This window comes from Deinococcus humi (assembly GCF_014201875.1).
Taxonomy (GTDB): Bacteria; Deinococcota; Deinococci; order Deinococcales; family Deinococcaceae; genus Deinococcus; species Deinococcus humi.
On record NZ_JACHFL010000004.1, the window covers coordinates 20920 to 47609 of the forward strand.

Consider the following 26690-nt stretch of genomic DNA (forward strand, 5'->3'; position numbering starts at 1 on the left):
GTATGGTCTGACCCCGAACGGTGGCGCAGTGCCCCGCCTCCTCGTCCGCTCCTGGGGGTCAGCCCACACGTCTCAGAGCCAACTTGAGGCCACTTCGCCCCCTTTCGGGGGCTGTTGCTGGTGAAGCTGAGATCACTTCATCGGTGTGGATACAACTTGCCTTCTTCTCATCCCGCACGTCAGCCACTGCGCAGCGTCAGGACGCGGCTCTGTCTGCGCGGGGCGAGACGGACCATTCGTGGCTCCAAGTGAAGCAAGCCGCTGGACCCGGGCATGCCCCGCGCCGCACCTCAGGACCTCGAAGCTTCACCACCCTGTCTGAAAGCCCCTCCCCATTGTCCTCAGACGACACTCCCATCCGCAGCCTTTCGCCTCTGCTAAGTGGTGATGGCGCTGGCGCCCTGGGCCTGGAACTGCGCGTAGACACCGCCCCGCCGCATGAGGTCAGCATGGGTGCCCTCCTCGGCAATGCCCTCCTCGGTCAGCACCACGATCCTGTGCGCCTTGCGCACAGTGCTGAGGCGGTGCGCGATGACGATGGTGGTCCGGTGAGCAGCGAGTCGTTCCAGGGACGCCTGCACCACCGCTTCGGACTCGTTGTCGAGGGCGCTGGTCGCCTCATCGAAGATCAGGATGCCGGGGTCTTTCAGGAACACGCGGGCGATACTCAGGCGCTGCTTCTGCCCGCCGGACAGTTTCACGCCGCGCTGACCAATGTCCGTATCGTACCCGTCAGGCAGGGCCATGATGAATTCGTGCGCTCCGGCCCACCTCGCCGCCTCGGTGATTTCCAGTTCAGTGGCGTCGGGCCTGCCGTACTGGATGTTGTCCATGACCGTGCCGCTGAACAGGTACACGTCCTGCTGAACCACACCGACGCTGCGCCGCAGCGATTCCAGCGTGACCTCCCGGATGGGCCTGCCGTCCAGGCGGATCTCACCGCCCGTCACCTCATAGAACCGGGGGATCAGGGCGCAAAGGGTGCTCTTGCCCACGCCGGAGGCGCCAACCAGGGCAATGAACTCCCCAGGTTCCACTTTCAGGTTGATGCCTCGCAGCACCGGCCGTGATGTGCTGGGGTACTGAAAGGTCACGTCACGGAATTCAATGGCCCCCCTGGGGTCCTGCATGGTTAGAGCCCCTGGGGCGTCCGTGATGTCCGGCTCAATCAGCATCAGCTCACGGAAACGCCCGAAGCCCGTGACCCCCTCCTGGAGCAGTCGCGCCAGGTTCACGAACCGGCGAATAGGTTCCATCAGAATTCCGACGCACATCAGATAGGTGATTAGCTCTGGCAAGGTCAGGGTGTCGCGCAGAATGGACAGCCCGCCGAACACCAGGACCGCGATACTCATCAGCTGCGTGAAGACGGTCATTCCCTGATAGAAGAACGTGTCGGCGTGATACCCGGCCTTGCGGCTGCGCACAAACCGCTCATTCTCAACATTGAAGCGGCTTTGCTCGAGGCTCTCCCCCGCGAAGGACTGCACCACGCGGATACCGGCCAGGGTGTCCTCGACCTGCGCGTTCACGTCGGCAATACGGGCGCGACTTTGCATCAGGGCGCGGTTCAGACGAAGGTTGAAGAAAATGGCGTAGGCGGCCATGAACGGCACGAAGGCGAACAGCAGCAGCGTCAGCGCCGGGTTGAGGTGAAACAGGATCACGAACACGCCACTGAACAGCAGCGCGGCAATAAACAGGTCTTCCGGACCATGGTGCGCCAGCTCCCCCACGTCGAACAGATCATTCGTGACGCGGCTCATGAGCTGGCCAGTCCGGCGGGAGTCGAAGAACCTGAAGGACTGCCGTTGCAGGTGGACAAAGAGATCACGGCGCATGTCACGCTCCATGAACGTGCCCATCATGTGACCCTGGTAATCCACGAAAGTGTTCGCGGCAATCTGCACGGTCAGCAGTCCCAGCATGAACAGCCCCACCCGCCACAGTTGCTCCCAAGAAGCCGGGCCGGGGGTGTCGAGTACGGTGCGCGTCACGTATCCGGCACACAGCGGGTAGATCAGCAGGACGCCCGCCACCAGCAGGGCACAGAAAAGATCAGTGAACAGGATGCGGCGGTAAGGGCGGTAATACGACAGAAACGCGATCAGTGAGGATTTCAAAACAGAAGGCTCCAGAAAACGCGGTGGGCCAGACACCCAGACGCGTTTTCCGGTTAAGCCGGTTCAGGTTCAGACCAGGACTGGCCAGGAACGGGCATCGCATGGAACGTCAGGACCTCCGCAAGAGAAGGCGAAAACAGAATGACGGTCAATGTGATGTCTCATGGTGAACTCCCTTGACCTCGAGCTTAAACGGCCACTATCCGCTGAAACATGGGCTAAATGGCCTATGGGGCCAGGAGCGGGCGACGCGGTGGCCGGTGGTGAGAAGCGGCCTGGGTACCCGTGCCCTCCCGCCGCCAAGGTCGTCTCACCGTTTCAGCCTCAGCGGCCGGGCTGTTGAACTCCAGGCGGCTGGAGCGAGAATCAGCGTCGCCCGCAAGGGCATGCAAACCTAGCCCACCCCATTCAGGGTCCTGATCGCACAGGAGCTGCTTTATCAGGAATCCCGCCTCTCTTCCCAGGGACATCTTGACGTTACAGCGGGTGCAAGGCGTTCTCAACCTGCATGTTCGGATCACCTATCTTCACTACCCAGCCCGTTCCGTTGTTCCCGCTCCCTAACGTCGCCGTCAATAAGCTGCGTTCAGAACGTGGCGGCAAACAGCGCAGTGGGTGGCCTGCTATTTAGGCCACCCGCCATTCAAGCCCCACTGACCGTCAACAACGTGCCATAACGCTCTAGGCTCCCCTTCCCAGAGGAGTTGATCAGAGCGGTATTAACCTTGTCCGCAAACGTTCAACGAATGTTGTAGGGCCTTCCGGTCATGCATTCGCGGCCGGAGACCAGGCTGACGCATCGCGGTGCCTGGCGCCTTCAGTTGAGAGGTCGGGTGTTCGTGGGCAGGGCGCCCCCCGCAAGCAACGCTGCGGCGGCGTCTTGAAGAGCCGTCAGGGCCACGCGCTGCGTGAAGGGTCCGGTCGAGACGCGACCCACCCCTAGGGCCTGAAGCTCGCTTGCAGGCAGGCTGACACCGGGCACGCTGATAACCGTGAGCCGGCGCGGCCCGAGGGCCTCAGCGACCGCCTGGATCTCTTCCCGCGCAACGAGGCCAGGCACGAAGACCACCGGGGCACCCGCCGCCAGGAAGGCGCGGCCCCGATGGATCGCCTCGTCGATGACGCCCGAGCGCGGCGCATCCTTCCCAGAGCGCACCACGGCATCGGTGCGGGCATTGAGGACAAAATCGATACCCGCCTCGCGTCCAGCAGCCATCACGGCCTCGACGGCGGCAACCGCCTCGTCCAGTGGTCTCATCCCGTCCTCGAGGTTTCCGCCAACCACGCCGATCTCGATGGCGCGCCGGGCCGTTTCCCCAGGATTGCCGTAGCCTGCCTCCAGGTCCATGCTGACGGGCAGGTCCACAGCCTGCACAATACGGCGCACCATGTCGAGATGCAGGTCGAGTGGGATGTTCTCGCCGTCGGGATAACCAAAGGTGGAGGCGATGGAATGACTCGCAGTTGCCAGCGCCCGCGCGCCGGTGGCCGCGATGACCTGCGCGGAGACGACATCCCAGACATTGGCGAGGGTGAGGATTTCTGGCGCAGTGTGGAGGTCAAGCAGAGCACGGGCTTTGTGGGCAAGGTCATTGGGAGCGGTCTGGGTCATATCGGACTCCTTGGGGGTAATCAGGCGGAGCGCAGCGCGTCGACACTGCGGCAGGTGATGGACTCGAAGCGTCCAGGGTCGCGCGACGAGCGGGCGAGCAGCATCGCGCCCTCCAGGGTAGCGAGGAAGACCCAGGCAGCCTCTGCGGGGGGACCAGAGAACTGGAACGCTCCCTGTGCTCGCCCCTCGTTGATCACGTGGGTAAGCCAGTCCTCGTTGAGATCGAAAAAAGCGCGCACCTCCTGCCGGACAGGCCCGGGGAGGGTGCTGTCCTCGGCGGCGAGGACGGTGCACAGGCAGATGCGCCCGTCCTCGTGGACCACCCGGCGGTAAGCCGCCACGTACTGCTCCAGCCGGCGGGCGGGGGAAAGGGCTCCCAGGCTCTCCAGGGTCTGCTCCAGACGCTCCCGGTAGCGGCGAACGAGGGCGGCGCCGAGGTCGGTCTTGCCGGGAAAGTGGTAGTGGATACTGGCGTTGCGAATTCCCAGCCGCTCGCCGATGTCCTTGTAGCTGACGGCGTGATACCCCCGTTCCTGGATGAGTTGCTCGGCCGCATCCAGCAGGCGAGTGCGCGTGTCAGTCTGCTCAGACATGGCAGCAGTCTCTACCTACATGTAGGTAGATGTCAAGCGGCTGAAAAAATGAGCGGCAGCACCCTTCCCCTGCTGACGGTCTGTCGGCCAGCAGCACTGACAAAGTCACCGTCAAGTTGGTCAAAGACGCTGCCTGACCGCTTGAAGGAGTCGCTCCCACTCATAGCGAGCGGATGGAGCTGTTGGTTGGCGTATCAACCACAGCCTGACAGGTCGCCCAGTCGTTAGCGGCTGACGAAGGTGCTGTCGGTTGGCCCGGCAGAGGTGGCCCCGGTCGCCACCACCAGCGCGTCGCCAATGACATCGGCCACCGGGGACTGGCGTGGGCCAGGCAGCGCTGGCAACGTGGACCAGGTGTCGGTAGCGGGGTCATAGGCGAAGACCTGCGCGCTCTCGCGCTCACCCACCGTCACGCCGGCGGCCACGATGATCCGTCCCCGCCAGCCGAAGGTCGAGGAGGTGATATGCCCTAGCGGGATCGGCAGCGGACTGACCGCCTGCCAACTGTCAGTGGTGGGGTCATAGACGTCCACCTCAGTCTGATTGCCATTCGCCTCGTCACCGAGGTGCTGCCCACCGATGGCGTAGATCAGCCCGTTCATCGCCGCGCCCGCGAGGTGGTTGCGCGGGTTGGGCATGGGCGCTGCCGTTCGCCATGAGTCTGTGCCGTCCAGATTCAGCACCCAATGATCTGCGTGATCGCTCAGGTACCTGCCGCTGGCGTCACGGTCAACACCGCCAAAAAAGTGGAGCTCGCGTCCCAGACGCACCAGCGCTCCCGCCCCACGCCCCATCGGCAGCCCTGGCAGGGGCGTCCAGGTGTCGCCTGCGACGTCATACTGCCAGACGGCGTTGGTCTCGGGGCCGGGATGGTCCCCCAGAAAACCCCCGGCCAGGTAGACGCTCTGCCCGTCGACGGCCACGCCCGCATGGGTCACGAAATTGGGAATGTCACCCAACCGGGTCCAGCGGTCGGCGGCGGGATCGTACACGCTGGCCGCACGGGTGGCGATGGGCCTGTTGTTGACGTTCTTGTCGAACCCCCCGAAGACATACAGCTTGCCGCCAACCGTCCCACCTTGCCCCTCGTAGAGCGTCGTGGGCGCGGGGGCGAGTGCAGTCCAGGACTGCAACTGCGGCTGGGGTTGCGGCACGGGGGCGTCGCCCGGTTCCTCGCCGACGGCCTGCGGGGGTGCACTGGGCTGCGACGCGTTGGGCTGGTCGCAGGCCGCCAGGGTCAGCAGCAACGCCGCTCCCCAGATGCGCCAGTTTCGTGCTCCTCGAGTGTCCTGCATACCACCGTTTTTTCGGTCGCGCCCGTCTTGCTTTCTCATAGGTTTTGCCCTCCTCCGTGGCACACGTCCGGTGGACGGCTTCGACGTGCTGCAATGACCTGAGGCTATTGGAAGTGCTTCCTGAGGTGACACTGTATAAATTTTCACACTGGAAAAGAAAGCCCTCCCTCTAGGGGTGTTGCTCTTTGAAAAAGATGCCGTTCAGCAGCCTGGCGACGTTCACTGGCCAGAACCCGGGACGCCAGGACCCATGACACAACCGCGGGAAGCGAGCAGTATGTTCAGGCATGGCCACCAAATTGCGGATTGTTCAGATCGACAACGAGGAGATCGTAATCAAGGGGGCGACAGACAAGACCATTGCCGAGGCGAAAGAAGCCATGACGGCGGGCAGTCTCCTTACAGTGGAGAAAAAAGGGAGGGTATACCACCTGGGCGGGCGGCACATCGTCCGTCTCGAGATTGAGCACGATGACGATCAGGACGACGAACAGGCCTGATACCTGGCCGCACGGGTGATAAACGGCGCCGCGCAGGAGGCCTGGGGCTCCTGCACCTAGGGGCAGCGTGGGGTGAAGTTGATGAAACGGAGCAGGGCCGCCCCACCGAGCGGCCCTGCTCGTGTCGTCCGATTACTTGAGTCGCTGGCCGAGTTGCACCACCCAGATTTTGCTGGGCGTGCCGGTCTTGTTGTCGCCAATCCCGAAATCGTTGTCGTTGGTCAGGGCAATGGTCGAGGGCGTCAGGATCGCCAGCCCCTCGAGCTTATCGTCCATGATCCCCGCGTCGGCTGATTTGAACACCAGCTTGCGCGTGGAGGTCTGGATACCCAGCGCCGCGAGATCGGTAGCGATGTCCTCGTAGGTCAGCTTGCCTTGGTCGGGCAGATTCAAGACGTTAGTGGCGGCACTGAAGTCGTCCACGAACAGCTGCACCAGTCCAGCCGCGCGTTCCAGGGTCAGCAGCTTTTCTCCAGTGATCCAGGCCGTATCGCTGAATTTCAAGTCGGCCTGCTTGCCGCCCGCCGGGTAATCTCCAATCGCGCTACCCCGCGTCAGGTACTCCCCCACCACCCGGGCATCTAGAGGGTCGGTCACGTCCAGTTTCAGGGTGCGCAGGATGCGGCTGCTCTTGTAGGCGTCGGCCTTGGTGTCCCCCATCGGGCTTTGCAGGGTGACCCAGGCTGTCTTGCCGTCGCCACTGAGACTGACGTTCTCGAAACCCCGATTCGAGCGGCGCTGGGCGTAGACATCGGGCAGAATGTTCTTCACCGGATAGGCTGCGCCGGTCAGCGCCTTGCTGACCGGGGTGTAGCGCATCAGCACCTGGCCTCCCTCACTCAGGATGGCAATGGACGGGGACGTCTCCTCCACCGTGATGAGCCGGCCGTCAGGAAAGCGGGCAAGGCCCTCGGTGTCCATCCCGTTCACGTTGAAGGGCAGCGGTGTGGTGCTGGCCTGATTCTCGAAGGGCAGTTCCTCACCCTTCATGTTGGTGAGACCGGTGATGCCCTGCCCCTCAGGGCCAGTGAGCCTGGTGAAACCCACTGGCACAATGGTCTGGCCCTCCACCCGGAAGCGGGTGAGGGTGGGCGCAAATTCAGGCAGGGGAAAGATCTTGCCGTCGGCCTTTCCCTCTGCGTTGAGGTGGTCTTCGTTGGGGCCACGGTCTGTAATTCCCAGAAATTCCCCGTTTGGAAGCGCCACCAGGCCGCTGCCGATGGCAGGAAGGGCGGTGTTGGCCAGACCATTGGCTCTGGCCCGGACCACCTGTTCGGTGCTGTACCCGAGGGCAGTCAGCTCGGTGGGAGGAAGGCTGGCCTGGGCAAGGATTTTGACCCGACCATCCGCTGTGGGCGCAGATGGATAGGGCGTCATGTCCTGCGTGGTGGGAAGGGTAGGAGAGCAGGCGACGAGTGACAGGGCAGTCGTCAGGCCGAGGGCAACGCGGGTAGATGTCAACATCGGCAAAACTGTAAAACGCGTGTGTCAGCATCGTATCCGCTGTACACCGGCGCGGGCCGGCCTCAGGGGCGACTCTGAAATCGGGGATGGACACACCGAGCAGGGAAGTGTCTGGCCTGGAGGAGATCATAACCTCAATGGCCTGGAACACCCCTTCAACTGGTCCCGGTCGCGCCCGATGCAGTTCAGGACAGGCTGAGGCAGGTGACCTGACTGTGACAACTTGCCCTGAAAATCGGGCCATGACGCACTGTAGGGAAGTGAGACCTACCTTCAAAGACCAGGCCAAGCTTGATCTGGAGCTGGCCGCCGATGAGTACCGGCTGCTCGCCGACCTTCTCCTGCTTCACATTGAAGCTAATCCGGTGCGGCATGAACAGCTTCATTCTCTCGTGCACCGGCTTTTCGTCCTGGCCGTTCAGGCCGATCGTACGGCGCCCGGGGACGCGTCGCAGGCTGTGCGCTGACATACACCAGATTGAGGCCGAGCGCAGATCCCGTTTCTCAGAAGGTGATTGTCTCCTGTAGACACAGGTGTCTGGAGCCACGCCTTTTAAGATTGCTGTTTGCCCCCCTGACTTCTGAATCAACTCACCCCACTGCTCTACGCCTGGAAAGTGCCATCTGCATTGTCGATACGGTATTGGGCGCAAGCGCATGTGCCCCCTAGCGACAAAGGGAATGGCCCTCCGCTCTTCGTGAACAGGGCGAACGGGTTAGGCCACGACTCTGGATGTCACCTGATGCGCTGAAGTGCTTCTCTGCAGGCGATCTGGAGAGACCAGGTCCACCCAGAAGTCACTTCCAACTTAACATCTTTCGCCTTTTGACCGGTGTGCCAAACTTTTGCGCACACCGGAAACGAGAGACGGTGTTCTATGCCGACTTCTATAACTGCCCGAACGCTGTGTCTCCTGGGCCTCCTCGCGGGGTACTGAGGCCAGCAAGCGGTGGAGTGAGAGCTGGATCGCGGACAACAATGCCCCTCACTTAGCACGGTCTTCTATGCCTCAGTCTCCCCTCTCCTTGTCCCCGCTCCCACCCGGTTGACTCCTCTTGAATGTCCATGGGTCAGAGTTCTGGGGCAGCCTCTCCACCCCCATTGAGGTTGACTGCGCCGTCTTCCTCTCTCTCCTGCTCCTTCTTGCGGCAGTTGCCCTGGCCCAGCTTCTGACCCTTCTCGTGTGTGGCCCGCATCTTATGCCGGGGCACGGCCACGACGGCTCCAGCGAACAGAGCGAGATGTCGGACCTCCTCCTGCGAGATCACCGCAACACTGGATCATTGGAACCTTTTCCCCTGCCTGGGGCTTACGACGTTCCTGAAGTGATTGACACGGACGAGCTCAGAAGCTTTGAGGCGACGTGTGAACTGCCCTGGCTCCTGGCTCCGCATGGCAGAATATGTCCCAGTCACTTACACGGCCCGCTGTCACGACCTCTCAGGGCCATCCCATCGAGGGATAGGGGAACAGGGACGAGCAGAGCTCGTCCCTGAATTGCCGACAGCGAACCTGGGAATTTCTGTCCCTTCATGCCCGCGTTTCGAACCTTCATAGCCACATCCGAACCACACTCGCCGCCCTCAGACGAAACCACCGCTGCCCGCGCACGCCAGGCGGCGGAATGGGCCTTTGTGGCCCTTGATGTTAAGTTGCCAGAGCCCCGGACCCATCTTCCCTGCCTGGGCGGCGCCAGGCCGCCTGCTCCCCATCACACCGGCGGCGCAGAACCGGAAGAGCGTGCATATGAGACCGCAGGTGAGCGTGTGGGCGCCATCCCAGTGCCATCCGCTCCTCTCTACGCTGTTCTCCTCGGTCGGAACACAGAGTCCGACATCGACCAGGAGGCTGTTCATGCGTTATCGTCCCTTGCTGTCTTTTTCCCTGGCGCTCGCCGCCGTCACTCTCCCCGTCGCCCGGGCGGCCCATCCGATGGACGTTCAGATCGTACCCGACACTGTCAGGACGGTGAGCAAGGTGGTCACCTCGGCGGGCGGCCAGCTTACCGTTCAGGGAGCGGACGGCACGACCTACACACTGACCGTTCCGGAAGGAGCTTTATTGGGGCGGGAGACTATCCGCATGACGCCTGTGATTCGGGTGGACGCGCTACCTCTGCACGGCGGTCTCATCGGGGCGGTCCACCTCGAACCGAAGGGTCTGGAATTCCTCGAACCGCTCACGCTCACCATCACGCCGCGCACGAAACTCGACGCCTCGCAACTCCGCGCTTTCAACTCACACGCGCTCGGCCAGGAGTTCTACCTGCAGCCGCTGCGGGTGTCGAACGGGGGCGTGGAGATGCTGCTGAATCACTTCTCGAACCCCGGCGTGGCCCTGGCGACAGTTGCGGACGAGGACCTGCTCGCCCCGCTCGTGCCCACCGATCCGCGCGACCGGCTCGAAACGGATGCGGCGCGCAGCAAGGCCGACGCAACCTTTATGAAAGGCGTCTACAGCGACAAGGTGCGGCCCGAACTCACCGCCGCGCAGATGGACGACGCGCGGCTCAAGAGCGCGATCAAACTGTTCCTCGCCTGGCGCAACTCGGTCCAGTCGAGTGGCCTGGATGAGGTCATGAAAGCGCAGATCTTCGAGGGCTGGAGCCTGATCGCCAGGGGCATCGAGCATGCGGTGAACCGTGCATCCGCGTCGTGTGTGCAAGACCGCGACCTCTCACGGCTCACCGATCTGCTGGGATGGATCACCTGGGTGAAGCGCAACCCGCGCCTCGGGCCGTACTTCACGGGCAAGCTCGCCGCGTTCGAGGCCAAGGCGGAGAATTGCGCGACCTTCGAACTCACCTTCGACTCCGTGCTAGACGAACACACCCTCGAACTCTCCGACGGCGATGGACCAGACCCCACGAACCTGACGAGCCACTTCGAGATGGGCGCCAAAGTGACCGTCAAGTATTCGGTCGCAAAGGGCACGCTGGAAGGTCAGGGGCCGATGGAGTCCAGAGCGTACACGACGAAGGGGTATTCTTCCTGGCACTCCGCCGCGAGCCCACCTGACTGCACGGCGAGCGCTGGCTCCATCAGGAACAACCCGTCACCGTTCATCGTTGGGACTGCCGGGGAGTTCGTGAGCGCGCTTGACCTCGACTCTCTGCTGACTGACCTCACGACGGGTCGTCAGGCGGTGGGGGTGGACTTGACCTTCGTGCCTGGCACTGTGATCCACCGCTTCCGCATGGCGTGTGATGGGGAGGCCGAGACGGATGTGGACGGCGTGGAGGCGCACACTGGCTGGAGCGTGATCATCCGCAAGGTGCTGAAACTGCAAGACGAGATTGCAGAGCCCTGGCAGGCGAAGGACATGGTCTTCCTGAACGGTGTGGCCGAGCATACCTGGGACCACGCCTACTCGGGCGGGTCCCTTCTGGCCGACCCGGAGGACGAAGACGAGGACCTCTTCCGTCAGACGCTACGGGGCATCTCGCGGCTTACGCTACGGCATACCCCCCAACCCTGACGCCAGAGGAGCGCCACGAGCCTCTCCGGACTCGTGGCGCTCTGCTGCTGAGCATATTCAGCGGCGGGTCATGGAGAGGCTCCCCCTCCCCAGGTCGTCGCCCTCGTAGTTCGTCCAACGCACTTCGCCCTGGTAGCGGTTTCCCTCGAATCGCCCCTGCACCTTAAGTGCCATCGTGCGGCCCTCGACCTCCAGGCCGATCTCGAGCGTTCCCGTCTCGCTGTTGCCGTTGGCATATTTCACCGGGTCATCTCCATACCCGATGATGCGCGGTGAATCGTCTTGGAGCTTGAACGCCACCGGGTACGTCTTGTCGTTCACCGTGATGACCGCGTTCCACGTCCCGCTTGCCGTCCACTTCGCAGGCGCGGTTGGAGTCGCAGGCGCGCTTGAAGTGCCCGCATTCGATGAGGAACTCGACGACGCGCCCCAGCTCGGGGAGCTGTTCGGCGTCCGCGTCGTCTCAGGCAGCGTGCCGGGCGGTCGGTTGAACAGGAGCTTGTCACCGTCGAGCGTGAGTTCCAGGGTGTGCTGACCGTTCGTCTCGACCCGGACACGCCACAGAGCGCCGTACGGTTTGATGTGATTTTTGGCCGTGGAGACCTTGCCCGGCGTGCAGGTGTAGCCTGTCGCGGAACTCGTCGTAGGCGTGAATGTCAGCTCGTTGTTGCTGTCCCTTACCTTGCCCTTCTCAGTCACGAGAAGCTTCGAGGTGCAGCCGTACGTCGTGACGACCGTGAGGCCCGTTCGCTCGTAGGTGAAGTTCGGTCCGAACCTGAGGATCTGACTCGTGCCGCTCGCCTCGGCCCACTTGCCCGTGGCGGTGTTGTAGTACTCGGTGGGCGACACAGCGCCGTTGTGCCATTCGCCGTGCAGGAAGGCGGACACATTCGAGGGCGGCGGTGGGGCCGGCGTGCGGCGCACGTACTTCGCGCTGCCCTGCCCGGTCTTGAGGGTGAGTTCGCCCTTCGCAATCGACCACGTCATCGTGGTTGTACTTGACGCCGCCTGTGACGTCAGGCTCAGGCCCTGCCGTCTGCATCCATTGTTGAGACGGTCGGGCGTGTAGGCGAGTTCCTTGTCGACCCCCCTGGCCTTCAAGGTGATCTTGTTGCCGGAGGCGGCGAAGGTGCCGCGCTCTACGACCACGCTCATGACCTGGCAGGTGATCGGGTAGCCGGTGGTGCCGAACGACGAGGGGTAAGACGTGGACTCGAACTCGGTGAGCACGTACGTGCCGTCCTTGTTCAGCACCACGCGTCTCGAGTCTCCACTCGCTCCGCCGAAGTCCTTCGTATACACGCTGGCGGGGTACTGGGCGCCACTGAGCCACTCACCGACAAGGCTGGCAGGCACGGGCGCAGCGGAGGCGGGACAGAACGGCAGGGTGAGGAGCAGGGCGGGTGGCAGGAAGCGTCGGAAAATGGTCATTATCGTGTCCTTTGAGGAAGCGCGGAGAAGTGGGGCGCTTCAAACTGGGGACACTGTGCAGGGCAGAGGATGGCAGACCGATGATGAGGGTGGTTTGGTTTTGCGCAGAAGGAGAGCAGTCTTGAGGAGAGGCGGCACCCTGTTGACGAACCGTAGCGTTCCCAGCGGAGCGCTCCCGGAACGACAGGATCAGGCCAGGGTGCTGACCCGTGGCCTGTAGGGCTCCTCCAGGTAACGCTGTTCGTCCTCGCTGAGGATAAGGTCGGCGGCGGCCACTGCATGTTCAAGGTGATGCATCTTCGTCGCGCCGATGATGGGGGACGTCACGCCAGATTGGTGCATCACCCAACTCAAAGCCACTTGCGAAGGGTGCACACCCTTCTGCTCCGCCAGGCTCTGCACCCGGTTGGCGATTTCCAGGTCAACCTCACCGCCGAAGAGCTTCTGGCTCATGGCGTCACTGTTGCCCCGCGTGGTCTGACCGGCGCCACCCTGGCGATTCCCAGCCAGGAAACCGCGTGCCAGCGGACTCCACGGCAAGAAGCCCAGGCCATCCTCTCGGCACAGTTTCAGCATCTCACGCTCTTCTTCACGGTAGAGCAGGTTGTAGTGATCCTGTACGCTCACGAAGCGGCTCCAGGCCCTCAGATCCGCCAGGCCGTTGGCGCGCGCCACCTGATAGGCCAGGTGATTCGAAACCCCGATGTACCGCACCATGCCCAGCCGCACCAGGTCGTTGAGTGCTTCCAGCGTCTCGTCCATCGGCGTGTCGCGGTCCTGACCGTGGATCTGGTACAGGTCAATGTAATCCGTACCCAACCGCTTCAGGCTGGCCTGCACGCCATCGAAGATGTGCTTGCGCGACAGGCCGCGCTGTGTGACCCCCGGCCCCATTGGGTGGTCCACCTTCGTGGCCAGCACATAGGCATCCCTGGGGGCGAGTTCACGCAGGCATTTCCCTGTGATCTCCTCGCTGCGGCCGAGTGAGTACATGTCGGCGGTATCGAAGAAATTGATGCCGAGTTCCAGAGCCCTCTCGAAAAAAGGCCGACTCTGTTCTTCGGTCAACACCCAGTCACGCCATTTCGGATCACCGTAGGACATGCAACCCAGGGCCAGACGGGAAACCTTGAGGCCGCTGCGGCCCAGTTTGACGTATTTCATGTGATCCTCCGGCCTTGTGTCAGATTGAAGCCCAGCGCGTCGTTGGCTGCTTGATGTTGGGCAGCGGCGTGTTCTCCGCATGGTAGGGGTGGACAGAATGTCTCGTGGTGCGCTCCCAGCATCTATCACACGAAGCCGACGAATCCCCACCCAGGCCGATGCTCAGCCACAGCATCAGGAATATCACAGCGGCTCTGCCGCAGCAGGTGAAACCAGCTCGGCAGCCTACTTCTTTTCTTGACACCGTGCGGTCAACACCCACCATCGCCCGTGACGAATCCGACTTGACGGCCCATTATCAGACCTTTGTCACTCCCAAATCGCGCAGGCTGCTACGCTCTGGTGTGCTTCCGCTCGAAGGCCGCGGGGCCGGTCACCTCAACGCCACAGTCCTAGCCACAAGTGACCGGGGGGCATGCGGGCAGATTGCTTTACCGATCCGTCCGTCCTGCGCTGGATGCGCCAGCTTTCCTGTTGTTCCTGGCAAGCTGGAACGGTGATCGGTGGCCCCTGATCGTCCCTACCCAAGGGGATAGCTTCACCAGGTTGGGCGCGCCCAGCACGCTGTCTGGACTGACGTGCGTGTCTTGGAATGCCCTAAAGGTGGTGCACAGCATCGACACCTTCACGTGCTGTGACTTCATCATTGGCCGTGCCCTCAAAGACTGAAGGCTTTTCCATCAACCCAGACTTTCATTCTCTTATACAAACAAAGGGTGATTTATGTTTGACATCAATGACTTCGGCGGCATCATCTACGGCGCGGACTACAACCCAGAGCAGTGGCCCCGTGAAGTCTGGCGGGAGGATGCCCAGCTGATGCGGGAAGCCGGAGTGAATCTCGTCTCGCTGGGCATCTTCTCCTGGGCGCATCTGGAACCTCAGCCGGACACCTATGATTTTTCCTGGCTGGATGAGGTCATGGACCTGCTCCACGAGCACGGCGTTGGGGTCAATCTCGCCACGGCCACGGCGTCTCCTCCCCCCTGGCTCTCCTTGAAATATCCAGACTCCAGGCCCGTCACCGTGGATGGCGTGCGGTTGGAAGTCGGGGGACGCCAGCTGTACTGCCCCAGCCATCAGGCCTTTCGGACGCAAGCGCGGCAGCTCATCACGCAGATCGCTCAGCGTTACCAGGGACACCCGGCTCTCAAGCTGTGGCACGTCAACAACGAATACGGCTGTCACATTGATCAGTGCTTCTGCGGGCTCTGCGCAGAGGAGTTCCGCCTCTGGCTTCAGGAGAGGTACGGTACGCTGGACGCCCTGAACACCGCGTGGGGCACCGCGTTCTGGAGCCAGCGCTACGGAGCCTGGGCCGAGATTCAGCCTCCCAGGCGCGCGCCGACCTACGCCAACCCCACCCAGCAGCTCGACTGGCGGCGTTTTTCCAGCGACAATCTGTTGTCCCTCTACCGCATGGAGGCCAGCATTCTGCGCGAAATCTCGCCGCAGACCCCCATCACGACCAACTTCCTGGGCTTCCTGCCCGGACTGGACTACTTCAAGTGGGCACAGGAAGAAGATGTGGTTTCACTCGACGCTTACCCTGACCCCAGCAGTTCCCGCCCCCACCTGGAAGCAGGCATGACGTTCGACATCATGCGCTCCCTGCGCGGTGGCCAGCGGTGGATTCTCATGGAACAGGCGACGAGCGCCGTGAACTGGCGTGAACGCAACACCCTGAAGCGCCCTGGGCTCATGCGCCTCCTCAACCACCAGGCACTTGCGCACGGCGCGAATGGCCTGATGTTCTTCCAGTGGCGGGCATCTCGCGCAGGGGCGGAGAAGTTCCACAGCGGCATGGTGCAGCACGTCGGACCACAACGCTCCCGCGTCTGGCAGGAGGTTCAAGCCCTGGGGCAGGAACTGAAGTCGTTGACGGAGCTGACCCAGGCGCGCGTGCCCGCCCGTGTGGCCATCATGTTCGACTGGAACAGCTGGTGGGCGTTGGAGATCGACAGCAAGCCTGCGGCTCTCAAGTTGATGCCGCTGGTGCAGAAGTGGTACGCCGCCCTCAGGCAACTCGGGCAGAACGTCGATTTCGTGCATCCAGAAGGCAACCTGACCGCCTATGACGTCGTGGCCCTCCCCAATCAGTACCTGCTGTCGCACGCTGCCGCTCAGAATGTCCGCCAGTTTGTGAATGGGGGCGGCACGTTGGCGACGGGTTTTTTCAGCGGCATTGTGGACGAGCACGAACACATTCAGCTGGGGGGTTACCCTGCGTTGATCAGCGACGTGCTTGGCCTGTGGGTCGAAGAGTGGTTGGTCATGCAGCCGGGCGAGACCAATCAGGTACAGCTTCGCGAGAATGGCGCCACGTACGATGTTCACCACTGGGCCGAAGTCATCCATGTGACGGGTGCGGAAACGGTCGCCACCTTCCAACAGGATTTTATTGCTGGTCAACCGGCCATCACGTCCCACAGGTTTGGCGCCGGACACGCCTATTACCTGGGCGGCGACTTTCCCGAAGCAGCTGTCATCGACCTGCTGGAAGAAATTTTGACTCACGCAAATGTTCCCCTGAGCCGGCTGCCCGCCACCCTCAACGTCACCCTGTCGGACCTTGGGAACGCGCAGGTGCTGCATCTTCTCAATGTTCACTCGACGGAATCTCTGGACGTCAGCCTTCCTGATGGAGGGAGCCGCTTTGAGGATGGTGGATCCCTCCCAAAGGTCTTGACCTTGCCGCCGTACGGCGTGGCGCTCGTTCGGTACAGCCGTGACGTCCGTCTGGATGAGTTACAGGTCTTGGAATAAGCTCCTGCAGCCGCATTGAGCCGCCAGGTACCATCCACTCAAGGAAACTGGACTGACACACGGACGTTGTCAGTCCAGAGAGGTCTGAACGCCTCTCCCCCACCAATGGCATCTCCTGGATTGACCACCCGAGCCCGGTGTTCTCCCGGCGTCAAAGGGAACGCGGATATTCGCTCGCCGACTCTCATCCATCTGCCGAAAGGTCACAGAAAGCTGTTGGCGTAGGGTGACGCGGTGCCCAGTGCTCACAAGTCCCCGGGTTCCGGTTGCCCTGGCGGTGATCGGCAGCGCGGTGCAATTGGGCCACCGGGAAGAGGGCGGGGTCCCCGGCGGTTTCTAGAGCAGGTCCGCGTGAGGACGGGGGTAGCGGTCCACCGGCTGTAGCGGTCCGTTTACGAACAGGGGGCCGTGCTCAATCTCTTTTTTCAGGAACATCCCGACACTAAGGCCGCCAGACCATTCTTCCATGAAGCGCTCTTTGCTTAAGGACAGTCGAGGACGAAGGGCCGACATGACGCCCTTGCTCCTGGCGGGAGTTCTATACCGGGCCCTCTTTGGGGAGCGTGAAGCCGAAGGTGGCGCCCCCACCCAACTGGCCCTCGGCGAAGACCTGGCCCCCGTGTTTGAGGATCAGGCGGCGAACAGTGGCCAGCCCCACCCCTGTTCCATTCACTTCGTCAGCCCGGTGCAGCCGCTGGAACAGGTTGAACAAGCGGTCCTGATAGCGCGGATCGAAGCCCAGGCCGTTGTCCTTTACGCAGACCCTCCAGGCCCCGCCCTGGTCGTCTGCCCAGATCCGGATGCTGGCCGGATCCCGGGTGCGGGTAAACTTCAGCGCATTCTCAGTCAGCTGGGTGAGCACCTGGCCCAAAGCACCTCGGTCCCCCCAGACACGGGGGAGGTCTGCCACTTCCCACGCGACGTTCCGGGTCAGCAGATCGGGGAGCAGCGTGGTCTGGATCTCTGACATAAGGGCGTTCAGGTCGACCACACCTGGCTGCAGGGTCTGTTGGGCCGCGTGCGACAGGTCTAGCAGGCCATCGATCAGGGTGTTCATCTGCTTCCCAGACTGTTCAACGATATCGAGGTAACGTGCGCTGCGTTCGTCGAGCCTGCCGTCCAGAGTCTTCCGCGCCAGCTCCAGGAAGCCGATGATGTGCCGAACTGGGGCCCGCAGGTCGTGCGATACCGAATACGAAAACGCCTGCAATTCCGCAGTCGAGTCCGCAAGCTCCCGTGTGCGGACGTCGAGCGCGTCCCGCTGGGCGGTCACCATCCGGGTCTGCCGTGCCCGGTCAAGGGCCAGGTCCAGGCTGCGCCCAACCGCGCGGAAGATCCCTTTGCTCCGGTCATCCCAGAGCGCCGAGGCCTGGGATCCGATCATCAGGACGCTCTCCAAACGTTCATTCACGAAGTATGGGTAGCCGCCGACCGCTTGATAGATCCCAGACTCCTGGATCAGCAGTCCGGTGTCGCGCCAGTGGTCGATATACGTGGCCGTGTTCTGCTGAAGCCCCAGGGCAATGCTGGAGTGCTGCAGGGGAAAGCCCCGGAGCAAGTGCGGCAGCAGGGTGGGATCGGCCGAAGGGCTCCAGGCAGTGGCGCTGAACAGGTCGCCATCCCGCTCAAAGTAAGCGGCCTCCACAGCACAGGTCTCATGAAGCAACGTGATCGCCTGCTCGACCAACGCCTGAACATCGGTCTCGCTGCCGACCAGCTCGGCGAAACGCGTAAAAGCTTCCAGGGCGGTGCGCTCCTCGTCCAACCGGCGGATCTTGGCAACGCGGTCCAGAGCCAGTTCGAGATTCTGGACCACTGTCTCGAGCACCACGCGGTCCACACTCGACCAGGTGCTCTGATCGAACAGCACGAATGCCAGCACCCCAATCAGCGTCCCTTCCATCCGCAGCGGTAGGGTGGCGGTCGCACTGATGTGTTCCACGACTGAAGCCAGCTGACCGCTGTCCAGATCGGAGACGTCCTGGAAATATGGTTGCCCCGTCGTCCAGGGGATCAGCAGGCTGTGGGTCTCCAGGTACGGCAGGCCCGCGTCGACCGCCGCCTGCAACTGGGCCGAACGCACACTGCCGTGCTGCAGCTGGCTGCACCAGCGTTCGCCCTCGAGAGTGAAATACATCGCTGAGCCGTCTGAGAGCAGCGATATCGCCACCTCCTGGGCGCGCCGGATGAGCACAAGTGGGTCGGTGGTGAAGGTCAGGTGCCGTGTGAGCTCCGCAAAGGCTGCCAGGGCGCGGGTGTGGGCCAGTAACTCGGCGTTGCGAAGCGCCAGTTGACGGGCCGTCTGGGTGCGTTCCAGCGCCAGGGTCAGGCTCCGCCCGACCGAACGCAACAAGGCCTGTTGCGCTTCGGTCCAGCGGTGGGCGATCGGGAGAACCACGGTGAACAGCGAGTGCAGTTCACCGTTCACCAGCAGGGGATAAGCAGCGCTCGCTGCAAACCCTTCGCTGGTGTCCATACCCCCTACCTGGACGTCCCAGGCGTTGGTGAACACAGGCTGCCGGGTCTGGGACACCTCTAGGAACAACGGGGACTCCACCGGAAGGCCGGCCGTAATGACCGCGACCTGCTCGGGTCCCAGGTTGTCACTCCAGACCCTTGCCTTCCAAAGGTTTCCCTCCTCCTCGTAGTAACAGATGCTCGCCCCTGGGAAGCAGCCCTGCAGCACGGTGATCACCTGCCCAGCCAGCACCGCGAGGTCAGTTTCACTGCCCACCGCCTCGGTAAATGCCACGAAGGCGGCCTGGGCGGCCCGTTCTTCCTCAAGGTGCCGGGTCTGTTCCTCCAACTGCCGGGTGCGCTCCTGAACCCGGGCCTCCAGCATTCTGGTCGCCTCCGCGCGCCCAAGCGCGATGGCGCACTGCGCTGACAGCGTCTTCAGGAAACGCCGTTCCTCGGGTGGGAAGTGATGCGGTTCCGTGAAGTCGAGCACGATGACGCCCAGAGGACGGTCGTCCAGGAACATCGGAAGCGTCGCATTGGCAACCGCGGCCAGTCCCCCGGTGCGACTTTCGAGGTCCGGATAGGCTTCCTTCAGCGCGCCCGCGTACTCGAAGTACAATGCCTCGCGCATGCGCAGAATGTCGGCAATCAGGACGTGGCCCTGAACCGAGCTTTCCTGCCAGACCGTCGGAGTTTCTGCTTCGTAGCCCTGACTTCCCGCAATCGTCATCTGCTGATCAGCCTGGTCGACCAGCAACACGATCCCGGCAACGGCTCCGAGGACTTCCACAGCCGGGGTGAGCACAAGCTCAATGACCTCCCGCTCCGTACTGGTTGCAGCGAGTGCTTCAGTGATCTGCTGAAGGTGGTCTGCCAGTGAAGCAAAGGGCTCCAGATTGGAGCCGGGCAGAGAAGTCATACCACAACATAACGCCTGTGGGCCGTGGCGAGTGGCTTTGGCCCGGTGACGCGGTGCTGAGCAGTTATTCCCTCCGCAGGGTTCTGGCCAGTGAAAAGTGCCTCTCCCTGACCAGGTCAAGCCAACACAACTGCAGGGATGATCGAAAGATCACGCCATCCCTGCTTTTTGCCCTCACCTGAGAGCGACAAATGAACAGAGTCCTCAGGATTTCTTCTTGTTCCCGTCGTTGCCCCCGCCGCTCTCACTGCCGTTGCGGCGGCCATCTCCGTTCTTCTCATCGGCACTGGGCTTGTTGCCCCCCGGGTCACGCTTGCCCTGGCCCTTGCCGTCGTTCGAGTTGCTGTGATCCTGCGGATTGGTGTTGCGGGTCATGCTTCAGGTTGAGCGCTCAGAGCTTTCAGCGGGTGAGAGTACAATCAAGACGCGTCTTTCAGGGGTTAGGTTTCGGAATTCATCTGTCCTCAACCACTTGTAACTTTTCCCGAGATTCCAGTGATTTTGGAAAATTCTCGGCAGGAATCCAGCAGGCAATTATGCGTCTCCGTTCTCCAGCCCTTAACGCTCAAGGATAAGGAACTTGACACATCTGCTTCTAAAGATCGTCCCTGGCTGCATTTCCCAGCATGGAGCTGACCTCTCAAGACACCCTGATGCGGAGTTGAGAGGTGACGAACCCTGAACGGAGCACTGTGGGGCAACGGCGCCCCCGAATGCCGACGGGGACCATCCCCATGCCATCCTTCGTCTGGCAGGCTGCGTCTCATGACCTCTTTCCGGTGGCTAATCCTGCTGTGCGTCCTCAGTGCCTGCCGGCAGGAAACTGGCGAATCCCCGCCGCCCATGGTTCCCGACTTACGTGCCATCGAGGGCCGGGCCGAAGTGGCGGACGTTGCCCCGGATTGGGTTGGTTACGGCGCGATTGAAGGGTTGCCGGAGACGCTCGCCCCGGTCCAGGCAGACGGAACATTTTCCCTCCCGCTGCCGGACATCGTCTCGACCGAATCCATGACGTGGACCAACCCGCAGTGTGACGGAGTGGTGGACGTGAGCAACCCGGGGGCGCAGTTTCGCGAAATCATTCAGCTCCAGGCCAGGACCGGTGGGCGATTGACAAACGTCTCCGCGAGCACCATCTCATCAGTGGACTCCACCGTTTACGTTTACGTCTTCGCCACGGAAGCCACCCGCATTGTCGGCCGTCAGGTTTGCGCACGGCAAGACGTTGTGACGTACAACATGAGGATCGCGAAAGGCTGGAACTTAAAAAGATGGACGCTGTCAAGGTCAGGCGCCGGACTTAACGAGCGTCACGAGGTAGTGGCTCCTGTGCCTCTGGTTTGGACGGTGCCCAAGAGATGAAAGGGGGTGAGCCCTTCCCCGGATGTTTAGGGAAAAACCCGGCGGACCTGTGGGCGATCTCTGGGTGGAACAGCCGGAGACGGTGGCGTCCACCACAGCGCCGGACACAACAAGTTTAGGGACACCAGCAGGAGGGCCCTGGTTGACTTCCAGATCAATACCGATCTGACGGTCTTGAAGGCGTTCCTGGGACCTTCACAGACCAGGAATTTGCATGGATCCCCCACCAGGTCTCCACACGAACATCCGCCACGCGAACGCCAGCGCCAGCGCCGTCAACACAAGTACAACCACCCACATCACGCCAGGAAACGCGCCGGCCCACGTCGCTCGCCCCAGGGATGCCCCCGCCGAAATGCAGCATAGAAAGTTGCCCAGGCCCAGTGGGCGTCCAGCGATCCCCCGCACGGTATTCCCCCGCCACCACCAGTTGATGACGCCCAGGCCGAGCAGCCCGCTCGCAGCGAGTTGTGTCAACGCCTCACCAGCCACTGACGGCGCGCCGATCCAGGCGGCCATCACATCTGCGGCGAACAGAAGGGGCAAGCCGAGCGCGAACAGCAGCGCGGCAGTTGCAGTCAGGAGCCAGCGTCCGGCAGCGTCGTGGGGCATGGCGACACCTTGGCGTACCCTCAACTTGCCATGCAAGACAAATCGGAAAGTAGACCGTACCGGGTTGAAAATCTCCTTCAGGCCCAATTCCTGATGGACCGCGCCTGGCTCCGCTTGCTCAACGCCTTCACCCCAGAAGCGCGCGGCATTGCCGAGGCGGCCCGCACGCTCGGCGTCACGACCGAATGGCTGTTCAGGCGGGTCCGGCGACTGGAGCGCGCCGAGCTGCTCACCGTGCAGGACTGCCGACCGCGGGCAGGCCGCGCAGTGCGGCTGTACCGCGCGGTCTCCCCTGCCTTCTTCGTGCCGTTCTCGCTCGTGCCGCCCGAGACGGTGGGGCGGCACAGTCGCGCGCAGCACCTCGACTTGTTCGAAACGGCGATCGGGCGGGCGTTTCTTCGCGCACCGTTTGACGAGCACGGCTGGGGCTTCCTCACCGCCCGCGCGTCAAGCGGAGATGTGTATTTCCGGATCATGCGCGAGGATGGGCTGCTGTGGGCGGACCTGGGAGAGGCGGCGCCGGTCATGGTCAGTGGCTGGCACCTGCTCAAGCTCACGCCGCGCGACGCCCGTGAGCTTCAGGGGGAACTGCGCGCGCTGCATGAGCGGTACGCACGTCGCGCGGGCGAAGAACCGTTCCTGCTCGGCATCTTCCTGGCGGACACCTCGAACGTTCCCGGGCTCGAATACGCGCGCGGCGACAACGGCGATGCCTGAGGCTCGCTTCCATGTCAAAGACAGCAGTGTCGGTTGGGTCACCCTGATCTGACCTAAAGGACGCACTGGGCGCTCGGACCCACTACCTGGACGCCTGCGCAGTTCAGGACCGTTGATCCGCTGCGGGTCTGGCCTCACCTGTGCCTGCCTTGACGATCCGGGCGTACGCCTCAGGATCGGTGGCCCCTTCGGTAGAGATGACCAGGACCGTGCTTGCAGGCGTAATGGCCAGGCGGGCACGGTTGGCCTCAGTGTCGTCGCCCACGCACACTGCAAGCAGGCCGCCGGCGCCAGCCGCTCCGCTTTCGCCGGAGACCACCCCATCCCGCGCCAGCAATCGCATGGCGTCCTCAGCCTGCGCGTCGGAGATGGCGACGGACGCACTCAATCCTCCCTGGAGGGAGGGCCACGCGAGGGGCGATGTGTTGCCGCAGTTCAGGCCGGCCATGATGGACGCGTGCGGGCCAGGTACTTCCGTCAGTTCTCCAGCTTCCAGGGAACGCAGCACGCAGGCCGCGCGGATGGGTTCCACGCCCACCACCTGCGTCGCCCGGGCGGGGGCGCGGTAATGCTGCACGGCGGCCATCGCCAGCGAGCCCACCCCCATCTGAGCGGCCACCACGTCCGGCTGCTGGCCACCCTGATCAGCCAGTTGCTGGTCGATTTCCCGAAAAATCGTCCCGTACCCCTCGACCACCCAGCCCGGAACCCGGGTGTAACCGTCCCAGGCAGTGTCACTGATGACCAGGTGCCGGTGATCAGCCCGTCTGGCGGCCGCAGCCACCGCGTCATCGTAGGTGCCGTGGACGACGTCGACCTTCGCGCCCTCGGCTTCGATCGCCTGAATGCGGACAGGGACCATGTCCTCTGGCACCAAGACGTGCGCTTCCAGGGCCAGCCAGCGCGCCATGCGGGCCACTGCGCGGCCATGGTTGCCGTCGGTTGCGGTGACCAGCGTCAGAGGGAGATGGGGTTGAAGCTGAAGTGCCAGTTCCTCCAGGGTCGTCCACGGCGCAAAAGGCCCGTACCGGGTTTCCAGTTCGCGATAGACCGCCCAGGACGCTCCGAGAATCTTGTACGCCGGCAAGCCCAGCCGGTCCGCTTCATTCTTGACCCAGGCGTCGCGCACGCCCAGGGCGGCCGCGAGGTGAGGCGCGTAGACGAGAGGGGTGGGGGCGTAACCCGGCAGCCGCCTGTGGAAGGTCAGAAGAGCCGGGTCCGGCACGGTGTTCACCGTCATGGGGCGGCCTGGCTTGAAGTACGTGCGTGGACGATCTGTGGTCATGGTGTGGACTCCTGTCAGGCGCAGAATGCACGGAGGGTGGCGGTGAGGATCTGCCGGCACTGCTGGAGGGATTCAAGGTCAACCCACTCCTCGGTGGCATGGGCACCGGCGCCGCGAGGACCGAACACGACCGTGGGAATGCCAGCCGCGGCCAGAAACGCCGAGTCCATCCAGAAGGTCTGGCCAATCACCGCAGGTGAAGTGCCGAGTACGGCCGTCGCCGCGGCCTGAAGGGTCTGAACGATTGGGGCGTCCTGCGCGATGCCGAAAGGATCACGGGCCAGGGTGAGATGATGTTCGGCGCGGAAGGTCGGGTCAGCGGCCAGGGCCACGATCAGCGCGTCGATCTCCTGCATGGTTGCTTCGGGGGTCTCGCCAGGAAGGGTACGACGTTCCACTTGCAGGGTGCAGCGTTCGGGGTAGCTCGAAAGCTCCTGGCCGCCGCTGATCAGCGAGGCGTGCAGGCTGCCGTGGCCGAGCAGGGGATGGGGCTGGCGGGTGGTGAGTTCCTGGGCCAGCGCTTCCAGTTGCCCGAGAACCCGGCCCATGTGCGCGATGGCGTCCACACCCAGGTCGGGCCGGGATCCGTGGGCCGCTCGGCCATGGGTGGTGATCTCATGCCAGGTAAAGCCTTTGTGTGCGACAGACACGCACAGCTCGGTCGGCTCGGTCACGATCGCAGCGTCGGCGGTGACGCGCCTTAGCACCGACTGCATGCCGAGGCTGGCGTGCTCTTCATCGGCGACAGCCGTCAGGATGACGTCCCCACGGAGACCAGCCGCTTTTGCGTCCAGGAGAGCCATGAGGCACGCGGCCAGACCGCTTTTCATGTCGTAAGTTCCGCGTCCATACATGCGCCCGCTCCGCACAACCGGTTCAAAAGGGGCTGGCATCCCTTCAGTTCCGACAGTGTCGAGGTGGGCATTGAGGATCAGCGAGCGTCCACCTCCTGTGCCTTTCACAGTGGCTATCACGCTTAAGCGGCCAGGCGACGCCTCGTCGAGTTCGGCCCCAATGTCGTGCGCGGCGAGCCAGTCGGCGACGAAGTGGGCAATGGCCCTCTCCCCAGCGCTGCCGGGCACCAGGGCCGGATTGGTGGAGTCCAGGCGGACGAGGGCCGCGAGCAGATCATTCAGCGTCTCAGGCACAGTGATATATTACATGACACATATCAGACAGTTAGAATGGCTAACCAGGATGCCGATTCCACCGCCCGCTGCCATACGTACCCGTTCACTGGCCCGTGACGAGGTCTATCGTCAGCTCAGCGCCTGGATCATCGACGGGACCCTCCAGCCCGAAGAGGCGCTGCGTGATCAGGACATCGCCGGGCAGCTGGGGGTCAGCCGCACACCGGTCCGGGAAGCACTGCGCCGCCTGGAGGACGAAGGTTTTGTGGAAACCGCGGCGAACCGCTGGACACGCGTGGCTCCTCTGCGGGCCGCACACGCCGCCGAGCTGTACCCTGTTGTCGAGACGCTGGAAGTGCTCGCCCTGCGTCTCGCGGCCCCGGCGCTGACCGCGCAGAACTTGGATGTCCTTCAGGACCTGGACCTCAAGCTTCAGCACGCCCTGCGCGTAGGCGACGCCTGTGCGGCCGTCGACGCAGATACAGCCTTTCACACGGTCTGGATTTCGCGATCAGGAAACGGAGAACTCCAGTTGGCATTGAGGGGATTGAAGCGCAAGCTCAGGCGCATCGAGCTGGCGTACTTTAATGCGGCAGCTTCAGGTCAGGCGTCGCTGGACGAACACGACGCCATTCGCCGGGCCCTACGCGCGAGCGATACCGAGCAGGCGGTGCTGGCCTTGCAGAACAACTGGCGTGGAAGCATGCAGCGGCTTCAGCGCCAGCTGTCCTGCTGAAAGCACCGCTGCCCCTTGGTGGCCGGAAGGCGGGGAATGCTTGAAGGTGCGGTGCGGTCAGGAAAGTGCGGCCCAATTGCGACAGGAAAACCTGACGGCCGGACGCGAATTCCGCTGACCGTCCATTGACGGTGTGACATTGCAGGCGAGGGATAAGACAACCGCTCTCAGAATAGACGGGCAGAGCCAACCGAAGGCCCTGCGGCAGCGCTCGCCGCTCGCTTCTTCAGAGTGCGCTCGACCTCATGCCGCCGCCGACTGTCCGCGCAGCGCCTACCCCACCTGACTGCAGGGGCTACTTCACGGCCCGAACCCGGTCCCGGTAAGCCTGTGGGCTGATGCCGGTGACAGAGTGGAACTTCCGGGTAAAAGCGCTGTGGTCGCTGTACCCGCACGCGTGAGCGATGTCGGAAATGGACCTTTCCGGGTCTCGAAGAAGATTCACGGCCGCATCCAGGCGGACCTTGGTCAGGAACTGTTGTGGCGTCATCCGGCACACCCGCCGCATCAACCGCTCGAAACTGTCGTCCGACAACCCCGCACGGGCCGCCAGGACCGGGACCCGCAATGGCTGACCGTAATGCGTGTGCACGTAGCTCAGGGCTTCCGCCACCCGCGCGAAGTCCTCATGCCGCTCCACGGACACAGGGACGTCGCGCGAGATTCCGGCCAGCCCCACCACCGCACCCGCGATATTTCGCAGCGGAACCTTGTGGGTCAGGCACCAGATGGGCTCGCCCTGCGGCCCGAAATACATCTCCAAGACATCCCTGAGTTCCCGGCCTTCGCGGACCGTCTGCACGTCTTGCTCGTTGAAGCGCCGCCCAGGCTCCCCCATGAAAACCTCTGCCGCAGTCCGTCCCAGAACTTCGCTTTTGTGCTGTGCGCCGCAGCGCTTGCGCAGGGTGTCGTTCACGCTGACGTATCGCCCCTGGAGGTCTTTGACGAAAAAGGTCAGGTCAGGCACGCTGTCTAGCAGAGCTTCCAGCGGCCAGCTTCCATCGGGGGCGGGACGCAGCCACTCCCTGGGGTCATCCATCCGG

At 63.1% G+C, this 26690-nt stretch carries 22 protein-coding genes; 6 read left to right on the forward strand and 16 right to left on the reverse strand.

The window, feature by feature from the left end:
• Positions 1 to 377: 377 nt before the first annotated feature.
• From HNQ08_RS09230 to HNQ08_RS09245, 4 genes are all read right to left on the reverse strand, one after another.
• The gene (locus HNQ08_RS09230; protein ID WP_184130493.1) at positions 378 to 2123 is read right to left on the reverse strand and encodes an ABC transporter ATP-binding protein; all 1746 of its coding nucleotides are present in this window, start codon (positions 2121 to 2123) and stop codon (positions 378 to 380) included.
• Positions 2124 to 2940: 817 nt separating this feature from the next.
• Positions 2941 to 3735, reverse strand: coding sequence for an isocitrate lyase/PEP mutase family protein (locus tag HNQ08_RS09235; protein WP_184130496.1), 795 nt, complete (start codon positions 3733 to 3735; stop codon positions 2941 to 2943).
• Positions 3736 to 3755: 20 nt separating this feature from the next.
• Positions 3756 to 4328: a TetR/AcrR family transcriptional regulator gene (locus tag HNQ08_RS09240; protein ID WP_184130499.1), complete on the reverse strand. Its 573-nt coding sequence runs from the start codon at positions 4326 to 4328 to the stop codon at positions 3756 to 3758.
• 224 nt (positions 4329 to 4552) lie between these two features.
• A complete protein-coding gene (locus HNQ08_RS09245) occupies positions 4553 to 5662 on the reverse strand; it encodes a Kelch repeat-containing protein (RefSeq protein WP_184130502.1) in 1110 nt (369 codons plus the stop codon).
• Positions 5663 to 5910: 248 nt separating this feature from the next.
• On the opposite strand from HNQ08_RS09245, the gene HNQ08_RS09250 reads away from it, so the two are divergent.
• Complete coding sequence (locus tag HNQ08_RS09250; RefSeq protein ID WP_184130505.1) at positions 5911 to 6123, forward strand: hypothetical protein; 213 nt, start codon at positions 5911 to 5913, stop codon at positions 6121 to 6123.
• A 132-nt stretch (positions 6124 to 6255) separates the two neighbouring features.
• On the opposite strand, the gene HNQ08_RS09255 is transcribed toward HNQ08_RS09250, so the two are convergent.
• The 3 genes from HNQ08_RS09255 to HNQ08_RS09265 form a co-directional block, all read right to left on the reverse strand.
• Positions 6256 to 7587, reverse strand: a complete 1332-nt coding sequence (locus HNQ08_RS09255) for an esterase-like activity of phytase family protein (protein WP_184130508.1) — start codon at positions 7585 to 7587, stop codon at positions 6256 to 6258.
• 185 nt (positions 7588 to 7772) lie between these two features.
• Entirely contained in the window at positions 7773 to 8057 is a 285-nt protein-coding gene (locus HNQ08_RS09260) for a hypothetical protein (RefSeq protein WP_184130511.1), read from the reverse strand.
• Positions 8058 to 8658: 601 nt separating this feature from the next.
• Positions 8659 to 8856, reverse strand: coding sequence for a hypothetical protein (locus HNQ08_RS09265; protein WP_184130514.1), 198 nt, complete (start codon positions 8854 to 8856; stop codon positions 8659 to 8661).
• 586 nt (positions 8857 to 9442) lie between these two features.
• On the opposite strand from HNQ08_RS09265, the gene HNQ08_RS09270 reads away from it, so the two are divergent.
• Entirely contained in the window at positions 9443 to 11065 is a 1623-nt protein-coding gene (locus HNQ08_RS09270; RefSeq protein WP_184130517.1) for a hypothetical protein, read from the forward strand.
• Between the two features lie 57 nt (positions 11066 to 11122).
• Here HNQ08_RS09270 and HNQ08_RS09275 read toward each other — a convergent pair whose 3' ends face one another.
• Complete coding sequence (locus HNQ08_RS09275) at positions 11123 to 12496, reverse strand: hypothetical protein (RefSeq protein WP_184130520.1); 1374 nt, start codon at positions 12494 to 12496, stop codon at positions 11123 to 11125.
• 189 nt (positions 12497 to 12685) lie between these two features.
• Positions 12686 to 13660 (reverse strand): aldo/keto reductase, encoded by a 975-nt coding sequence (locus HNQ08_RS09280; RefSeq protein ID WP_184130523.1) that lies wholly within the window; start codon positions 13658 to 13660, stop codon positions 12686 to 12688.
• A 723-nt stretch (positions 13661 to 14383) separates the two neighbouring features.
• Here HNQ08_RS09280 and HNQ08_RS09285 point away from each other — a divergent pair.
• Positions 14384 to 16426, forward strand: a complete 2043-nt coding sequence (locus HNQ08_RS09285) for a beta-galactosidase (protein WP_184130526.1) — start codon at positions 14384 to 14386, stop codon at positions 16424 to 16426.
• A 336-nt stretch (positions 16427 to 16762) separates the two neighbouring features.
• On the opposite strand, the gene HNQ08_RS27875 is transcribed toward HNQ08_RS09285, so the two are convergent.
• The 3 genes from HNQ08_RS27875 to HNQ08_RS09295 form a co-directional block, all read right to left on the reverse strand.
• Positions 16763 to 16894, reverse strand: a complete 132-nt coding sequence (locus HNQ08_RS27875) for a hypothetical protein (RefSeq protein WP_268240001.1) — start codon at positions 16892 to 16894, stop codon at positions 16763 to 16765.
• A gap of 70 nt (positions 16895 to 16964) precedes the next feature.
• Positions 16965 to 19805: a GAF domain-containing protein gene (locus HNQ08_RS09290; RefSeq protein ID WP_184130529.1), complete on the reverse strand. Its 2841-nt coding sequence runs from the start codon at positions 19803 to 19805 to the stop codon at positions 16965 to 16967.
• 204 nt (positions 19806 to 20009) lie between these two features.
• Positions 20010 to 20180 carry a hypothetical protein gene (locus HNQ08_RS09295; RefSeq protein WP_184130532.1) on the reverse strand — a complete coding sequence of 57 codons (171 nt, stop codon included), beginning with the start codon at positions 20178 to 20180 and terminating at the stop codon, positions 20010 to 20012.
• Between the two features lie 468 nt (positions 20181 to 20648).
• Between HNQ08_RS09295 and HNQ08_RS09300 the strand changes: the two genes are divergently transcribed.
• Positions 20649 to 21167 carry a hypothetical protein gene (locus HNQ08_RS09300; protein WP_184130536.1) on the forward strand — a complete coding sequence of 173 codons (519 nt, stop codon included), beginning with the start codon at positions 20649 to 20651 and terminating at the stop codon, positions 21165 to 21167.
• A 195-nt stretch (positions 21168 to 21362) separates the two neighbouring features.
• On the opposite strand, the gene HNQ08_RS09305 is transcribed toward HNQ08_RS09300, so the two are convergent.
• Complete coding sequence (locus HNQ08_RS09305) at positions 21363 to 21779, reverse strand: hypothetical protein (protein WP_184130539.1); 417 nt, start codon at positions 21777 to 21779, stop codon at positions 21363 to 21365.
• Positions 21780 to 21809: 30 nt separating this feature from the next.
• Between HNQ08_RS09305 and HNQ08_RS09310 the strand changes: the two genes are divergently transcribed.
• The gene (locus tag HNQ08_RS09310; RefSeq protein WP_184130542.1) at positions 21810 to 22496 is read left to right on the forward strand and encodes a hypothetical protein; all 687 of its coding nucleotides are present in this window, start codon (positions 21810 to 21812) and stop codon (positions 22494 to 22496) included.
• 103 nt (positions 22497 to 22599) lie between these two features.
• Here HNQ08_RS09310 and HNQ08_RS09315 read toward each other — a convergent pair whose 3' ends face one another.
• Positions 22600 to 23781, reverse strand: a complete 1182-nt coding sequence (locus HNQ08_RS09315; RefSeq protein WP_184130545.1) for a diaminopropionate ammonia-lyase — start codon at positions 23779 to 23781, stop codon at positions 22600 to 22602.
• A gap of 14 nt (positions 23782 to 23795) precedes the next feature.
• Positions 23796 to 24929, reverse strand: a complete 1134-nt coding sequence (locus HNQ08_RS09320) for an ArgE/DapE family deacylase (RefSeq protein WP_184130547.1) — start codon at positions 24927 to 24929, stop codon at positions 23796 to 23798.
• Between the two features lie 49 nt (positions 24930 to 24978).
• On the opposite strand from HNQ08_RS09320, the gene HNQ08_RS09325 reads away from it, so the two are divergent.
• Positions 24979 to 25647, forward strand: a complete 669-nt coding sequence (locus tag HNQ08_RS09325; protein WP_184130549.1) for a GntR family transcriptional regulator — start codon at positions 24979 to 24981, stop codon at positions 25645 to 25647.
• Positions 25648 to 25942: 295 nt separating this feature from the next.
• On the opposite strand, the gene HNQ08_RS09330 is transcribed toward HNQ08_RS09325, so the two are convergent.
• Positions 25943 to 26686: an AraC family transcriptional regulator gene (locus HNQ08_RS09330; protein WP_184130551.1), complete on the reverse strand. Its 744-nt coding sequence runs from the start codon at positions 26684 to 26686 to the stop codon at positions 25943 to 25945.
• Positions 26687 to 26690: the final 4 nt, after the last annotated feature.

Coding starts and splice junctions, on each gene's coding strand:
- HNQ08_RS09235 (WP_184130496.1), bottom strand. CDS start 3,735: ATGACCCAGACCGCTCCCAATGACCTTGCCCACAAAGCCCGTGCTCTG.
- HNQ08_RS09240 (WP_184130499.1), bottom strand. CDS start 4,328: ATGTCTGAGCAGACTGACACGCGCACTCGCCTGCTGGATGCGGCCGAG.
- HNQ08_RS09245 (WP_184130502.1), bottom strand. CDS start 5,662: ATGAGAAAGCAAGACGGGCGCGACCGAAAAAACGGTGGTATGCAGGAC.
- HNQ08_RS09250 (WP_184130505.1), top strand. CDS start 5,911: ATGGCCACCAAATTGCGGATTGTTCAGATCGACAACGAGGAGATCGTA.
- HNQ08_RS09255 (WP_184130508.1), bottom strand. CDS start 7,587: ATGTTGACATCTACCCGCGTTGCCCTCGGCCTGACGACTGCCCTGTCA.
- HNQ08_RS09260 (WP_184130511.1), bottom strand. CDS start 8,057: ATGTCAGCGCACAGCCTGCGACGCGTCCCCGGGCGCCGTACGATCGGC.
- HNQ08_RS09270 (WP_184130517.1), top strand. CDS start 9,443: ATGCGTTATCGTCCCTTGCTGTCTTTTTCCCTGGCGCTCGCCGCCGTC.
- HNQ08_RS09275 (WP_184130520.1), bottom strand. CDS start 12,496: ATGACCATTTTCCGACGCTTCCTGCCACCCGCCCTGCTCCTCACCCTG.
- HNQ08_RS09280 (WP_184130523.1), bottom strand. CDS start 13,660: ATGAAATACGTCAAACTGGGCCGCAGCGGCCTCAAGGTTTCCCGTCTG.
- HNQ08_RS09285 (WP_184130526.1), top strand. CDS start 14,384: ATGTTTGACATCAATGACTTCGGCGGCATCATCTACGGCGCGGACTAC.
- HNQ08_RS27875 (WP_268240001.1), bottom strand. CDS start 16,894: ATGGAAGAATGGTCTGGCGGCCTTAGTGTCGGGATGTTCCTGAAAAAA.
- HNQ08_RS09290 (WP_184130529.1), bottom strand. CDS start 19,805: ATGACTTCTCTGCCCGGCTCCAATCTGGAGCCCTTTGCTTCACTGGCA.
- HNQ08_RS09295 (WP_184130532.1), bottom strand. CDS start 20,180: ATGACCCGCAACACCAATCCGCAGGATCACAGCAACTCGAACGACGGC.
- HNQ08_RS09300 (WP_184130536.1), top strand. CDS start 20,649: ATGGTTCCCGACTTACGTGCCATCGAGGGCCGGGCCGAAGTGGCGGAC.
- HNQ08_RS09305 (WP_184130539.1), bottom strand. CDS start 21,779: ATGCCCCACGACGCTGCCGGACGCTGGCTCCTGACTGCAACTGCCGCG.
- HNQ08_RS09310 (WP_184130542.1), top strand. CDS start 21,810: ATGCAAGACAAATCGGAAAGTAGACCGTACCGGGTTGAAAATCTCCTT.
- HNQ08_RS09315 (WP_184130545.1), bottom strand. CDS start 23,781: ATGACCACAGATCGTCCACGCACGTACTTCAAGCCAGGCCGCCCCATG.
- HNQ08_RS09325 (WP_184130549.1), top strand. CDS start 24,979: ATGCCGATTCCACCGCCCGCTGCCATACGTACCCGTTCACTGGCCCGT.
- HNQ08_RS09330 (WP_184130551.1), bottom strand. CDS start 26,686: ATGGATGACCCCAGGGAGTGGCTGCGTCCCGCCCCCGATGGAAGCTGG.